A 13,352-nucleotide genomic window follows, 5' to 3' on the forward strand; every position below is an offset into this window, starting at 1 on the left:
GTCCCCGCCTCGTCCGCGCCGTGTCATGGGGGCATCACAGGTCGCGCCGTCGATGGACGGTGACACGCGGCGGACAACGCGCGCACCATCGGCGCCAACGTCGGTCGTGGCCTTGATGCCTGGTCGGCGCCGTCGGTGTCGCCGCGCACGGGCGGGCGACCCTGATGGTCGACGACGACAACCTCACGGCCACCGCCGTCTACGAGCGCCTCGGCTGTCGCCGCCGCCCCGTGCCGGCGTCGTACGCCATGACCTGCGGTTGACCGCCCGCTGACCTGGCCGCACGTAAATCGGATGAGCTTCGCGGGGTGGTCAGGCACAGTGGACGAATGATGACCGATTTCGTACCTGGTATCGAACTGTCCCGTGCCTTTTACGCCGAGGCGGTGGCGCCGCTGCTGGCCGGGGTGCCGCACAGTGCCGCGTTGATCGGGCCGGGCTCAGAGGTGCTGTCCTTCGACACGAGCCGGTCCGCCGATCATGACTGGGGCCCCCGGGTGCTGGTCTTCGTCCCCGATGGGCTGGTGACCGCCGTCGAGGCCGAGGTCGCCGCCGGGCTGCCCGCGCGTTTCCGAGGCTTGGCCACCGTGTTCGACTACCACGGCGAGGTACGGCCCGGCGTCGTGGTCGCCGAGCTGGGGGAGTGGCTGGCGGGGCAGCTCGGGTTCGACCCGCGCCGGGGCATGTCGCTGCTGGACTGGCTGTCGGTGCCGTGGCAGCGCCTGGCCGAGGTGACCCAGGGCGACGTGTTCCACGACGGGCTGGCGGACGAGCCGTCCTCGGCGGGCGGGCTGGAGGCGGTCCGGCGGGCGCTGCGCTGGTATCCCGAGGACGTGTGGCGTTACGTCCTCGCCTGTCAGTGGCGGCGCATCGCTCAGGAGGAGCCGTTCCCCGGCCGCTGCGGCGAGGTGGGCGACGAGCTCGGCTCGGCCGTCGAGGGGGCACGGCTGGCCCGGGACGTGATGCGCCTGGCGCTGCTGCTGCGCCGGCGCTACCCGCCGTACGCCAAATGGCTCGGCAGCGCGCTGGCCCGGATGCCCGGCTCCACCGAGCTGGGGGAGTCCCTCGGGGCGGCGCTGGCGGCCCGGTCGTGGTGGGATCGGCAGGACGGCCTGTCGGACGCGTACACCCGGCTGGCGGCGCTGCAGAACCGGATCGGGCTGGCCGGGCGGCTCGACGAGCGGGTGCGCGGCTTCCACGACCGGCCGTTCCAGGTGATCGGCGGCGACCGGTTCGCCGACGCGCTGATGGCCGGGGTCTCCGACCCGGTGATCAAGCAGTTGCCGCCAGTGGGATGCGTCGACCAGCTCTCCGACTCCGTCGACCTGCTCGTACGTCCGGGCAGCGCCCGCACGGTGACCGCCGCGGCCCTGGGCCTCACCGCCTGATCGCCGGCGGGACCAGCGCGAACACGCTACCGCCGGCCACCGAGCAGGTGCTTCCTCAGGTGATCGTCTCGTCCAGGGTCTGGTGGCGGCCGGCGGCGTACTCAGCGGTGAAGATCTCGTCACCCAGGATCCGGCGGCACGTCGCGGCGATCCGGTCGGCGTCGGCACGTTCCGCAGGGGACCGGGGGAGGGCGGTGGCCTCGCGGGACGCGGCCGCCGCACCGAGGAGCCGGGCGGCGTGGGCGTGGGCGCCCGCGAGGGCCACGGCCCCGGCCAGACCCTCCGCGGCGGCGACCGCGCTGTGCGGGGAGTCGAGCTTGCGTGCCGCGCCGTACGCCTCCAGGTGCAGGGCGCGGGCGGCGTCGGCGTCGCCGCGTTCCTCGGCGGTGAAGCCCAGCTCGACCAGGACCATCGAGAGGTACAGGGGCTCGGCGCCGCCTCCTGACCTCGCCCGCCGTACCAGGTTGCCGAGGTGTTTCTCGGCGAGATCGAGTTCGCCCCGACGGCGGGCGGCGTAGCCGAGGCCGATCTCGGCGAGGATCTCGCCGCCCGCGTAGTCCTGCTCCGTGGCGAGGCGGAGGGCGCGCTCGCACAGCTTCCAGGCTGTCGCGTAGTCGCCGCGTTGCACGTGGGTCCAGCCGAGCCAGGCGAGTTGACCGCTGACCTCCGGCCACAGGCCCAGCTCCTCCGCCCTGCGCACGCCTTCCTCGTGCAGCCTGGCGGCGCGGTCGTTGTCGCCGGTCAGCTCGGCCAGGCCGCCCAGCCAGCCCGACGCCTGCAGCTGACCCCATCGGTCGCCGAGCTCGGCGAACAGCTCCGCGCTTGTGGTCGCCGCCCGCTCGAGGACGGCCAGATCACCGCGTACGTGCGCGAACTGGGCGCGCGTGCTCAGCGCCGCCGCCTCGCCCCACCGGTCACCCGCGGCGCGCAGGGCCTCCAGAGCCCTGTCGAGCAGGTCTTCGGCGGCTTCCATCTCCCCCAGGTCCACCAGCGCGGAGGCCAGGAACCACGCGGCCCTGGCCCGCTCGCCCAGCTCCCCGGCGAGAACCTCCGCCGCCTGCTCCCGGTGTGCCTCCCACGCGGCACTCCCGCCCTTCAGCACGGAGATGCCCATCAGCCACGCCCTCGCCGCAGACCGCCCCCCGCCATCCGCTGCGGTGAGGGCGGTTTCGAGGGAGCGACCGGCTTCGGTCAGGCGGCCGCGGAGGTACCAGTACCAGGTGAGGGCTTGGGCGAGACGGAGGGACAGCTCCGGGTGGGCGCCGTCCACGACGGCGCGGAGGTTGGCGGCCTCCGCGTCGAGCAGGCCGAGCCACCGGCGCTGGCCGGGGCCGTGCAGGTGGGGGGCGGCTCGTTCAGCGAGCTCGGTGTAATAGGCGTGATGCCGGTGCCGTACCTCGTGCAGGTCGCCCGCCTCGCGCATGCGGTCCACGCAGTAGGCGGCGACGGACTCCAGCAGGCGGAAGCGGTTTCCCGCCCTGGCCACCAGCGACCGGTCGACGAGGCGGGCGAGCAGGTCGAGGACGTCTTCGGCGGCCACGCCGTCGCCGGGGCACACGGCCTCGGCCGCCTCCAGGACGCACCCGTCGGCGTGCACGGCCAGGCGGCGCAGCACGAGCCGCTCCTGCTCGGTCAGCAGCTCCCAGCTCCAGTCGATCATGGCGGTCAGCGTCTTCTGGCGGGGAGGCGCGCCCCGATGCCCGGTCGCCAGCAGCCTGAAGCGGTCGTCCAGCCGGTCCACCAGGCCGTCCACGCCCAGCGCCCGCACCCTGGTGGCAGCCAGCTCCAGCGCCAGCGGGATCCCGTCCAGCCGCCTGCACAGCAGCGAGACGGCGGGGGCGGTCGTGTCGTCGAGCCGGAAATCGCTCTGCGCGGCCGCCGCCCTGGCCGCGAACAGCCGGACCGCGCTGCCGTGCTCCAGCGGCGGCACGTTCCACACCACCTCGCCGGGCAGCGCCAGCGGCTCCCTGCTCGTCGCCAGGATGCGGAGCTCCGGCGCGGCCCGCAGCAGCGCCTCCGCCAGGTCCGCGACCTGTTCCACGACGTGCTCGCAGTTGTCCAGCACCAGCAGCATCCGCCGGTTGCGCAGCGCCCGCGCCAGCCGGTCGCTCGCCGAGAGCGGCTCGCCGCCCGGGTCGCGGATCTCCATGACCGCCATCACGAGCTCGGCCACCTCGCCGGACCGGGGCATGGCGGCCAGCTCGACCAGCCAGACCCCGTCGGCGTGGGCGGAGACCAGCCGGCCCGCCGTCTCCACGGCCAGCCGCGTCTTGCCCACCCCGCCGGACCCGCAGAGCGTCACCAGCCGATGCGTCCCGAGCTGTGCGGCAACCGCGGCCACCGGCTCGTCCCGTCCGATCAGCTCGGTGAGCGGAGCGGGCAGGTTGGTGGCGTGCCGTACCGCCGGCGCGAGGTCAGGGTCCTGGGCGAGGATGGCCCGCTGCACCTCGGCCAGCTCGGGGCCGGGGTCCAGCCCGAGCTCCTCGCCGAGCCGTTCACGCAGGTCGGCGTAACTCTCCAGCGCCTCACTCTGCCGCCCGGCCCGATACAGGGCTTTCAGGTGTACGGCCCGCAGCCGCTCACGCAGCGGATGCCGCGCCACCAGCTCGGCCAGCTCCCCGGCGAGCAGGGCGTGCTCTCCCAGCTGCAGCCGGGCCTCGGCGTGCGCTTCCACGGCGGTCAGGCGCTGCTCCTCCAGCCGGGCGATCGCCGCCCTGGCGAACTCCTCGTCGGCGAAATCGGCGAACGCCGGGCCCCGCCACAGGGCCAGCGCGTCGGCCAGCAGCGCGGCCCGCGTTCCCAGGTCCTTCGCCGCCTGGGCCCGCCTGGTGAGCTCGGTGAACCGGCGCGCGTCCACCGCGTCCACCTCCACCTGCAGCAAGTAGCCCGCGGGCCGGTGCGCCACCAGGCTCCGATCGCCCAGCGCCTTGCGCAGCTGTGAGACCCGGACCTGCAACGTGGCCGACGGATGGGCGGGGGCGTCATCTCCCCACAGGTCGTCGACCAGCCGGTCGGCCGACACCGGGCGGCCCTCGTGCAGGAGCAGGTCGGCCAGGAGCGCGCGGACCTTCAGCCCACGGATCGTGACGGGCACGCCGTCCGCGTCCCACACCATCAGCGGGCCAAGCACCCCAAACCGCATGACCGTCACCCTATGCCGGAGCGGTAAGCGCGGTGGAAGGAACCGGTAAGGGCCGCCCAGCACAGTGGTCACATGGCAAGCGACGAACGGCTGCGGGTGGCGGTGATCATCGGTAGCACCAGAAGCGGCAGGTTCGGCCCGACGGTGGCCGAGTGGTTCGCCGCCCAGGCCCGCAGGCGACGGGAGCTGGAGGTCGACGTCGTCGATCTGGCCGAGGCCCGGCTGCCTGACGTCCTCACCGACGAGGACGAGGAGCCGCCGGCTCAGGTGCGGGCACTGGCTCCACGGCTGGCCGCGGCGGACGGCTTCGTGGTGGTGACCCCCGAGTACAACCACAGCTTCCCCGCACCGCTCAAGACCGCCATCGACTGGTACGACGCGGAGTGGCAGGCCAAACCGGTCGCTTTCGTGTCGTACGGAAGGGAGTCGGGCGGCCTGCACGCGGTCGCCCAGCTCCGTGAGATCTTCGCCGTGCTGCGGGCGGTGGCCGTCACCGAGGCGGTCAGCCTGCCCTGCTACTGGGATCTCTTCGACGCCGACGGCTCCTGGCCCAAACGGGGCGCGAGCTGCCATGCGGCGGCCGGAATCACGCTTGACCAGCTGTCATGGTGGGCCCGTGCGCTACGGGACGCCAGAAACGATCACCCCTGGAGAGAACAATGAGGAAAGTCATCGCGTCGACCTACGCCACGCTCGACGGCTACATCGACGACCCGCAGAACTGGTCGTTCGACTACCGGACGGACGATGCCAACCAGTACGCCCTGGACCTGATGCGCAGGTCGGACGCCTTGCTGTCGGGGCGGGCCACTTACGAGGGGTTCGCGTCGGTCTGGCCGACCAGGCCCAGCGACGAGTTCTCCGACCGGATCAACGGCATGCACCATTACGTGGTCAGCGACACTCTGGAAAAGGCCGACATCTGGGGCACCTCCACCATCATCAGGGGCGAGAACCTCGTCGAGGAGGTCACCGCGCTCAAGCAGCAGCCGGGCGGCGACATCATCATCTACGGCAACGGGCGGCTGACCGACGCGATGTCGCAGGCCGGGCTGCTCGACGAGTACCACCTGTGGGTGCACCCCCTCATCGTCGGTGAGGGTGAGCCGCTGTTCAGGCGCGAGTCGAAGACGAAGCTGAAGCTGCTGGAGAACAGGACCTTCAGCTCCGGCCTGGTCATCCTGGTCTACCAGCCCGAGCAGTAGACCAGCACGACCACCGCGAACCCGCCCCGATCAGCGGATTCCGCTGCGAACCCGCCTCGGCCAGCGGATTCCGCCGACGGCCACCGGCGTCGTGGAGGGCAATCGAGGCCCACCCGCTGGGGTGCCGGTTCGGCCACCGTGGACAGTTTCACCATGCCGGCGGAGGTCGTCAGCTTTCGTCGTCATCTTCGGCACCGTCCGGATCGCGCGGGTCACGGCTGGTGCCGGGGGCCAGGCCGGAAACCAGGAAGTCGCAGGCACCGTGCACGCCAAGGTGCCGACGTTGGACGTACCGCTTCGATCCCTCCGATCCCGCCGACCGCCACCGGTTCGGTGCCTTCCACGCGGTGGAGATCCCGTACGTCGTCGAGAACGTGAGCCCGCGCGAGGTGGGCTCGCGCCTCGGAGAGGCGCCCGCGCAGGCCGTGGCCGACAACGTGCACCAGGTCTGGGTCGCCTTCATCACTAGCGGAGCACCTGGCGGAGCACCTGGCGGAGCACCTGGCAACACCACCCACCGCACAGCCGACGACACTACCCACCGCTCCACGCACGGCACCATCGGCCTGCTCACGGCACCACAGAGACCGTCGACGATCCCGCCTGCGACGAACGCGCGACCTAGAACGGACTCCGCTGACGCCCGCCATCATGTGATCTACATTGTAAAGGCGCTGGGGCGTTAAATTCGCAGTCATCAACGCTCTTTACCCCCATCTGTGTCCGACCACGAAGTTCACGATGACTGCCACTCCTGTCAGCTGGGGTTCGGGTCTGCCTCCAGGTAGGCCAGAACCGCCATCACCCTGCGGTTGTGGTCATCGGAAGGCGGCAGCCCCAGCTTGGTGAAGATGTTGTTGGTGTGCTTGCCGATCGCCTTGTCGGTGACGAACAGGCGGGTGGCGATCGCGGCGTTGGACATGCCCTCGGCCATCATCGCGAGCACCTCGCGCTCCTTCGGGGTCAGCTCGCCAAGGGGCTCGTCCCTGCCACGGCGGGTGAGGAGCTGAGAGATCACTTCGGAGTCCATCGCGGTGCCGCCCGCCGCCACCCTGCGCACCGACTCGACGAACTGCTCGACGTCGCCGATCCGGTCCTTCAGCAGGTAGCCGACCGCGCCGGATCGGTCGGACAGCAGCTCGCGGGCGTAGAGCTGCTCGACGTACTGCGAAAGGATCAGCACGGGCAGCCCCGGTTGCCGTTGACGTGCCTCCAGGGCGATCCGCAGTCCCTCGTCGGTCAGGGTCGGGGGCAGCCGCACGTCGATCACGGCGACGTCGGGCCGGTGCCGGATCAGCGCGTCGAGCAGCATGGGGCCGTTGTCGACGGCCTCGACCACCTCGAAACCGTGCGCCGACAGCAGGCGGACCAAGCCGTCTCTCAGGAGTGCGAGATCTTCGGCGATGACAACGCGCACGGTAGCTCCATGGTGAGTTCGGTTGGGCCGCCCGGGGGACTGTGCACGATGAGCGTCCCGTCGAAGGCCGACAGGCGCCGCCGGATGCCGCCGAGGCCGGTGCCGGCCGACGGGCGGGCGCCGCCGCGTCCATCATCGCCCACCGCCAGCCGGAGAACGCCTCCCGAGTGGCGCAGGCGCACCCACGCCCAGGTGGCGGCGCTGTGCTTGGCCACGTTCGTGAGGGCTTCGGCGGCCGCGAAGTACACGGCGGACTCGACGGGCGGCTCCGGGCGGGCGGGTAAATCGATGTCGACCCGCACCGGGATCGGACAGAGGAGCGCGGCGGCCTGGATCGCACCGGCGAGCCCCCGGTCGGCGAGCACGGGCGGGTGGATGCCGCGCACCAGGTCGCGCAGGTCGGCCAGGGCCTGCCCGGCCGACTCCCATGCCTCCCGCACCAGCTCGCGAACCTGATCGGGGTCGCTCTCGCTCTTGGCCAGCCCGAGGGTCATCCGCATGGAGATGAGCCTGGCCTGCGCGCCGTCGTGCAGGTCGCGCTCGATCCGGCGCACCTCGGCCGCCTGCGCGTCGACCGCCGCCGCCCGCGACTCGGTCAGCGCCCTGACCCGTCCCGCCAGGGAGGACGCGGGCCCCAGCAGCCGCTCGGCCAGGCGCGCCTGGAGCGTGTGCAACAACGGGACGGCGGCCAACCCGATCGCGGTGAGAGCCACGATGGCCAGCGACAGGTTGAGCGTCACCGACAGGCCGTTCTCCGCCGTACGGAGCCTGACGATCGCCATCGCGGCGGACAGCGTCGCGCCGACGGAGACCAGGCAGGCCGGTCCGACGACGGCGTGTACGGCCAGCCACGCGACCTCGCGGGCGGTGCGGTCCTGCGGGTGCGGCTCCAGGATCTCGTGCCCGAGCACCTGCGCCGCCCGCGCCCGCTGCACGCCCGTCAGGGCTCGGGCCATGCCGAGCACGCGCGACAGCAGGCGCCGCCCCGGCCCGCCGAGCGGGAGTGACACCGCCCCCGCTGCCAGCAGGACGAGCAGCACCCATGCCGCCACTCCGGTGACGGCGTTAAGCAGCAGCCCAGTGGGGGGTTCGACGATGAGACGGATCCTGCGCACGCCAGCAGTCTGCCCGCTCGGCGGTGCGCAGGCGAGGGAGCTAGCCCTACCACGCGGAGGGCGAAAGCCTACCTTCGCGGTGGGCGCAGGGCGATGGAGGAAGCCGGGCGGCACCTCAAAACTGGAGGCCGATACCGAAACGAGAGGATGCCTGTGATTGACGTGAGCGGCCTGACGATGTGCTACGGCGACGCGCTGGCGGTCGACGACCTGAGCTTCACGGTGAAGCCGGGCCTGGTGACCGGTTTCCTCGGTCCCAACGGCGCGGGCAAGTCCACCACCATGCGGGTGATCCTCGGGCTGGAGTCGCCCGACCGGGGGATCGCCCTCGTGGGCGATCGGCCGTACGACTCATTGACGGAGCCGATGCGCCAGGTGGGCGCGTTGCTCGACGCGGCCGCGGTGCACGGCGGGCGGACCGCCGCCGCGCACCTGTGGTGCCTGGCCCGCAGTAACGGCATCGGCCGCGGCCGGGTCGGTGAGGTGCTGGAGCAAGTGGGGCTGGGCGAGGTCGCCGGCCGGCGGATCGCCGGGTTCTCGCTGGGCATGCGCCAGCGGCTCGGCATCGCCGCCGCGCTGCTGGGCGACCCCGGCGTGCTGATGTTCGACGAGCCGGTCAACGGGCTGGATCCCGAGGGCATCCGGTGGTTCCGCATGCTGATGCGCCGGCTGGCGGGCGAGGGCCGCACCGTGCTGGTCTCCAGCCATCTGATGAGCGAGATGGCGCTCATCGCCGACCACGTCGTGGTTATCGGGCGCGGCCGGCTGATCACCGACACCACCATGCCGGAGCTGGTCGAGCGCTTCGAGCGAGGCGTGCTGGTCCGGGCGGCCGACCAGCGGACGCTGGCCGTTGTGCTGCGGGCGGATGGCGCGAGCGTGTCCGAGGAGGAGGATGGGCTGTCGGTGAACGGCCTTTCCCCCGCACGGATCGGCGAGTTGGCCCTCGCGAGCGGGATCGCGCTGCGCGAGCTGACGCCGCGCAGCGCCTCGCTCGAAGAGGCGTTCATGGAGTTGACCGGGGAAAGCGTCGAATTCGGCGCGGAAAAGGCCGCCTGATGACCAACGTGATCGTCTCCGAATGGCTGAAGCTGCGTTCACTGAGATCCAATCTGTACCTGCTGGCATTCTCGACGCTGTCCGTGCTGCTCTGCGCCGGGGTGATGTTCATGGTCACCAGAGGCTTCGACAACCAGACGGGCGATGACCGGCTGGTGTTCGAGAGCATGGGCGCGGGGCTGGGCACCGGGCTGCCGGTCGCCTGCTTCGTGATGGCCGCGCTCGGCGCCCTGTCCATCACTTCCGAATACGCCACTGGCCATATCCATACGAGCCTGGTGGTCGTGCCGAGGCGGCAGCGCTTCCTGTTCGGCAAGATCCCGGCGCTGGTCGCCGTCACGCTGGTCACGGGGCAGGCGCTCGTCTTCGCCATGCATGTCGCCGCGCGGGCCGTGCTGGGAGATCGCGCCGGGCAGGTCCTGCTCGACGGTCAGACCCTCGGCGCGTCGCTGTCCGATCCGGGAGTGCTGACCGGGTTGCTCGTGGCCGGGGCCGCCATGCCCCTGGTCGCCCTGGTCGGGCTCGGTCTGGGGGCGGTCATCCGCTCCACCGCGGGCTCGCTGGTCGCGCTGATCATGATTCTGTTCGTCCTGCCGGTGGTGGCGCAGACACTGCCTTCACCGTGGCGGTCGTGGATCGGCTCCTTCATGGTGGAGAACCTGCCGGACCAGATCATCGCCGGAGCAGCACCGGGCATCCTTTCTCCGCTCGCGGCCTGCGCCGTGTTGCTCGCCTACCCGGTGGTGGCGCTCACCGGGGGAGCGGTCGCGATCGCTGTCCGGGGCCGCGGGGCCAAACCGCTGGTCGTAGGAGGGCTGCTGACCGCGCTGCTGGCCTCGGTGATGATGATTCCGTCAGGCGCGGCGGCGTCCACGCTGCCGTGGAAGTCGTGCGGCGGAGAGCTGGAGTGCGCATCGATCGAGGTGCCCGTGGACTGGTCGAAACCGTCCGGGCGGAAGGTCTCCATCCAAGTCGCCCGGCTGCCGGCCACCGGCACCCACCGCAGGATCGGCACGGTGTTCGCCATCCCCGGCGGACCGGGCGGCTCGGGCATCGAGGATCTGAAGAAGAGGGGTGGCGGCTTCAGCACGTTGCGGCAGCGGTTCGACGTGGTCAGCGACGCGCCGCGCAACACCACGGATCTCGGTGTCATCCCGTTCGCGTGTCTGTCCACCGGCCCCTGGATCACCGTTCCCGGCAGCCGTGCCGCATACGACCGGCTGGCCGCACGGAACCGGGCGTCCGCCGAGCAATGCCGGAGGAGCGACCCCGAATACTTCGACAACCTTGACTCAGGCTCGGTGGCCAGGGACATCGAAGCGATTCGGGTGGCGCTCGGCGAGGACACGCTGAGCTTCGTCGCCACCTCCTACGGTGGCGTGGTCGCCACCACCTATGCCCGGCTGTTTCCCGACCGTGTCCGCGCCCTGTACCTCGACGGCTCTGTCGACCACCTCGCCGACCACGCCACGCGAGCCCGGCTGAGATCCGAGTCGATCGAGGCGCAGTTCGCCCGGTTCGCGGCGTGGTGCGAGTCGGCGGCCCTATGCGCGTTACACGGGCGCGACGCCGGTGCCGTCTGGCGCGCCCTCACCGCCGCCGCCGACCGCTCGCCCGTGCCGGTGAAGGGGGAGCGGGTCACCTACAGCGGGTTCGACCTCAAGGTCACCGCCTCGGCGGACGTGACCAGTCCCGGCCCCGCACCTGACTCCCCCCACTGGCAGCGGTTCGCCAGGGCCATCGACCAGGCTGTGCGGGGAGACGCCTCCGGCTTCGCCGACATCGTCGAGCCGGTCACGAAGAGCTTGAAGGTGCCCTCGTTCAGAGGCATGAACGTGACCCACTGCACCGACGGACTCGCCTTCGGCAGCTACGAGGAGTTCCGGCGGATGAAGAGGCTCGGCGAACGAATCTCCCCCAACTTCGCCGGAAACCAGCTCTGGCATCCGCTCGCCTGCGTCGGCTGGCCGGCCCCCGTCACCAACCCCGCCGCCCCGCTGCCCGCCGACAGGCTCCCGCCCTTACTCGGCGCCGGCACCTGGACCGACCATGCCGTCGTGGCCAACATCGTGAAGGCCGTGCCCGGCTCGTCCACGGTCCGCTACAACGGTCACGGGCACGGCCTCTACCTCTCCGGCAACCAGTGCACGATCTCCCACGCCAACCGCTACCTCACCTACCTTCGCCTGCCCCCTCCTGGCACCGCCTGCGAACCGCCGACCACGAGCTAGTCAATCCGAGCAAACACGAGGTGGCGAGCCCCGCGCATCATGCCACCCAAGACGCAACGCCCCCGCGCTCGGGGAGCATCGTGGACGCCCGCAAGACCGGTCCCTGCCCACCTTCACGTGCGAGCTTGTGGTGAACATCGACTCTCGTGGCAGGAGGCGGGGATACTCATCAGCTCGGTGCCCAACGGTACGGCTGGGAAGCGCGACGACGTAGGTCCGAGCAACACCTTTCTATTGATCTACAATGTAAAGGCGACGGCCTCTAAGAGGCAAAAAACCACCACGAACTCCACAATCACAACGAGGGCGAACCGAGCGTGTGGCTCTTGGAGCTTCAGGACAGTCGCAGGGAGGTGGGGATGGGTTTCCGTGGGAGCTGAAGCCCGATCCTGGGCAACTGGGGCTGGAGACGCTGCTGGAAGAGATCGTCAAGCTGCGGCGGGCGAAGGCGTTGGGGCCGGCGGTGGATCTGTTCGGCGGGTAAGCGGAGCGGCTGGTGGCCTCCTGGCAGGCACGGGCGTGAGCGCGGGCGATAGCCTCGCGTCCGACCGGCTGCAGACGTGGGTGGGGCGTCGGTATGGCGAGGCTGATCCGCCGGAGGCCGTTGTGAGACTGCGGGGCCTCAGTGGCGTGGGTCCGGGCCCTCGGTGACGCCCCAGGTCTCGGCGAGTCGGCCGTTGTCCAAGCGGAAGATCTCGATGAGCACGGGCCAGAGGTCGCTACCCGGGGCCGCCATCCCCTCGACGGATGAGCGGATGGCCACCTTGTCACCGTCGATCAAGATGTCGTCGGCGACGACGCGCATGGCAGGGAACCGGGCAACGATCTGGACCCAGGCCTCCTTGCCCGCTTCGAACCCGGTGGCGCCCAGCGGGTGGTTGAGGAAGTCGGGGGTGAACAGCTCGGCGGCCTGGTCGAACTGCCGGGTGTTGAAGCACTCCTGCATCCGCAGCACTAGGGCGCCGGCTTCCTCGCGTGTGGTCATGGAAAGGACCTCCTCGTGTCCGATGGGCCTGCCTCAGGGTGGAACGACGCGATCTCACAACCGGGGCTTCGCCCCGCTTATCTTCGAGCAGCATACGGGGCGACGCCCCGGTTAATCTAGGGGAGTGAGATGTCCAGTCGAACGCCTCAACCCCATCCAGCCGGGTCGACGGCTCCCGTGAACGACCGGGAGCTACGGGCCGACGCGCGCCGCAATCGTGAGCAGGTCCTTCGGACCGCGCAGCAGTTGTTCGCCGCACAGGGCCTCGGCATCTCGCTCGACGAGATCGCCCGCCGCGCGGGCGTCGGTCCAGGCACCGTCCACCGGCACTTCCCCACCAAGGAAGCGCTCTACCTCGCCGTCGCGATCGACCGGATCAGGCAGTTGGTCGCTGAGGGAGAGGCACTCGCCGCTACCGACGATCCAGCCGCCCTGTTCACGCTGCTGTCCCGGATGATGGCCTCGGGCGCGGAGAACGCGACGGTGAAGAGCGCCCTCACGGCCGCCGAGTTCGACCTGCGCAACGCCGCTCCGGACGCCGCCGCCGACCTCACGCACCAGGTCGCACACCTGCTCGATCGCGCCCATCGCGCCGGCGTCGTACGCCACGACGTGACAGCGGACGAGGTGATGGCGATCGTCGCCGGCGCCTTCGCCGCGATCCGGCACGCCGACGCGGACACCAGCCGCGAGCGCTCCGCACACATCGCCCAGATCATCCTCGACGGACTGCGGCCCCCATCCCGATGACAGGGGGGCCAGGTAGCTCCACCCGCCACCCAGCCAAGGATCTCTCCTCTCACGACGTCC

At 71.1% G+C, this 13,352-nt stretch carries 11 protein-coding genes; 6 read left to right on the forward strand and 5 right to left on the reverse strand.

Annotation, left to right across the window (positions count from 1 at the left end):
* Positions 1 to 329 precede the first annotated feature (329 nt).
* A complete protein-coding gene (locus tag IEY87_RS22220; protein WP_189140646.1) occupies positions 330 to 1,388 on the forward strand; it encodes a DUF4037 domain-containing protein in 1,059 nt (352 codons plus the stop codon).
* 55 nt (positions 1,389 to 1,443) lie between these two features.
* Here IEY87_RS22220 and IEY87_RS22225 read toward each other — a convergent pair whose 3' ends face one another.
* On the reverse strand, positions 1,444 to 4,530 hold the full coding sequence (locus tag IEY87_RS22225) for an AfsR/SARP family transcriptional regulator (RefSeq protein ID WP_189140647.1): 3,087 nt from the start codon (positions 4,528 to 4,530) through the stop codon (positions 1,444 to 1,446).
* 72 nt (positions 4,531 to 4,602) lie between these two features.
* On the opposite strand from IEY87_RS22225, the gene IEY87_RS22230 reads away from it, so the two are divergent.
* Together IEY87_RS22230 and IEY87_RS22235 are read left to right on the forward strand one after the other, a co-directional pair.
* On the forward strand, positions 4,603 to 5,193 hold the full coding sequence (locus tag IEY87_RS22230; RefSeq protein WP_189140648.1) for an NADPH-dependent FMN reductase: 591 nt from the start codon (positions 4,603 to 4,605) through the stop codon (positions 5,191 to 5,193).
* Positions 5,190 to 5,735: a dihydrofolate reductase family protein gene (locus IEY87_RS22235; protein ID WP_189140649.1), complete on the forward strand. Its 546-nt coding sequence runs from the start codon at positions 5,190 to 5,192 to the stop codon at positions 5,733 to 5,735. The genes IEY87_RS22230 and IEY87_RS22235 overlap by 4 nt, the downstream gene beginning before the upstream one ends.
* 169 nt (positions 5,736 to 5,904) lie before the next feature.
* On the opposite strand, the gene IEY87_RS22240 is transcribed toward IEY87_RS22235, so the two are convergent.
* From IEY87_RS22240 to IEY87_RS22250, 3 genes are all read right to left on the reverse strand, one after another.
* Positions 5,905 to 6,198 carry a hypothetical protein gene (locus IEY87_RS22240; RefSeq protein ID WP_189140650.1) on the reverse strand — a complete coding sequence of 98 codons (294 nt, stop codon included), beginning with the start codon at positions 6,196 to 6,198 and terminating at the stop codon, positions 5,905 to 5,907.
* A gap of 294 nt (positions 6,199 to 6,492) precedes the next feature.
* The gene (locus tag IEY87_RS22245) at positions 6,493 to 7,152 is read right to left on the reverse strand and encodes a response regulator (RefSeq protein WP_189140651.1); all 660 of its coding nucleotides are present in this window, start codon (positions 7,150 to 7,152) and stop codon (positions 6,493 to 6,495) included.
* Positions 7,116 to 8,267, reverse strand: coding sequence for a sensor histidine kinase (locus tag IEY87_RS22250; protein ID WP_225277243.1), 1,152 nt, complete (start codon positions 8,265 to 8,267; stop codon positions 7,116 to 7,118). The genes IEY87_RS22245 and IEY87_RS22250 overlap by 37 nt, the downstream gene beginning before the upstream one ends.
* Before the next feature lie 153 nt (positions 8,268 to 8,420).
* On the opposite strand from IEY87_RS22250, the gene IEY87_RS22255 reads away from it, so the two are divergent.
* Entirely contained in the window at positions 8,421 to 9,326 is a 906-nt protein-coding gene (locus tag IEY87_RS22255) for an ABC transporter ATP-binding protein (protein WP_225277244.1), read from the forward strand.
* Positions 9,326 to 11,557 carry an alpha/beta fold hydrolase gene (locus IEY87_RS22260; RefSeq protein ID WP_189140653.1) on the forward strand — a complete coding sequence of 744 codons (2,232 nt, stop codon included), beginning with the start codon at positions 9,326 to 9,328 and terminating at the stop codon, positions 11,555 to 11,557. Before IEY87_RS22255 ends, IEY87_RS22260 begins: the two co-directional genes overlap by 1 nt.
* Before the next feature lie 622 nt (positions 11,558 to 12,179).
* Here the strand turns inward: IEY87_RS22260 and IEY87_RS22265 are convergent.
* Positions 12,180 to 12,542 (reverse strand): ester cyclase, encoded by a 363-nt coding sequence (locus IEY87_RS22265; protein ID WP_189140654.1) that lies wholly within the window; start codon positions 12,540 to 12,542, stop codon positions 12,180 to 12,182.
* A 177-nt stretch (positions 12,543 to 12,719) separates the two neighbouring features.
* On the opposite strand from IEY87_RS22265, the gene IEY87_RS22270 reads away from it, so the two are divergent.
* On the forward strand, positions 12,720 to 13,292 hold the full coding sequence (locus IEY87_RS22270) for a TetR/AcrR family transcriptional regulator (protein WP_225277245.1): 573 nt from the start codon (positions 12,720 to 12,722) through the stop codon (positions 13,290 to 13,292).
* The last annotated feature ends 60 nt before the right edge of the window (positions 13,293 to 13,352 follow it).

The organism is Nonomuraea glycinis, from assembly GCF_014646515.1.
Classification (GTDB): Bacteria; Actinomycetota; Actinomycetes; order Streptosporangiales; family Streptosporangiaceae; genus Nonomuraea; species Nonomuraea glycinis.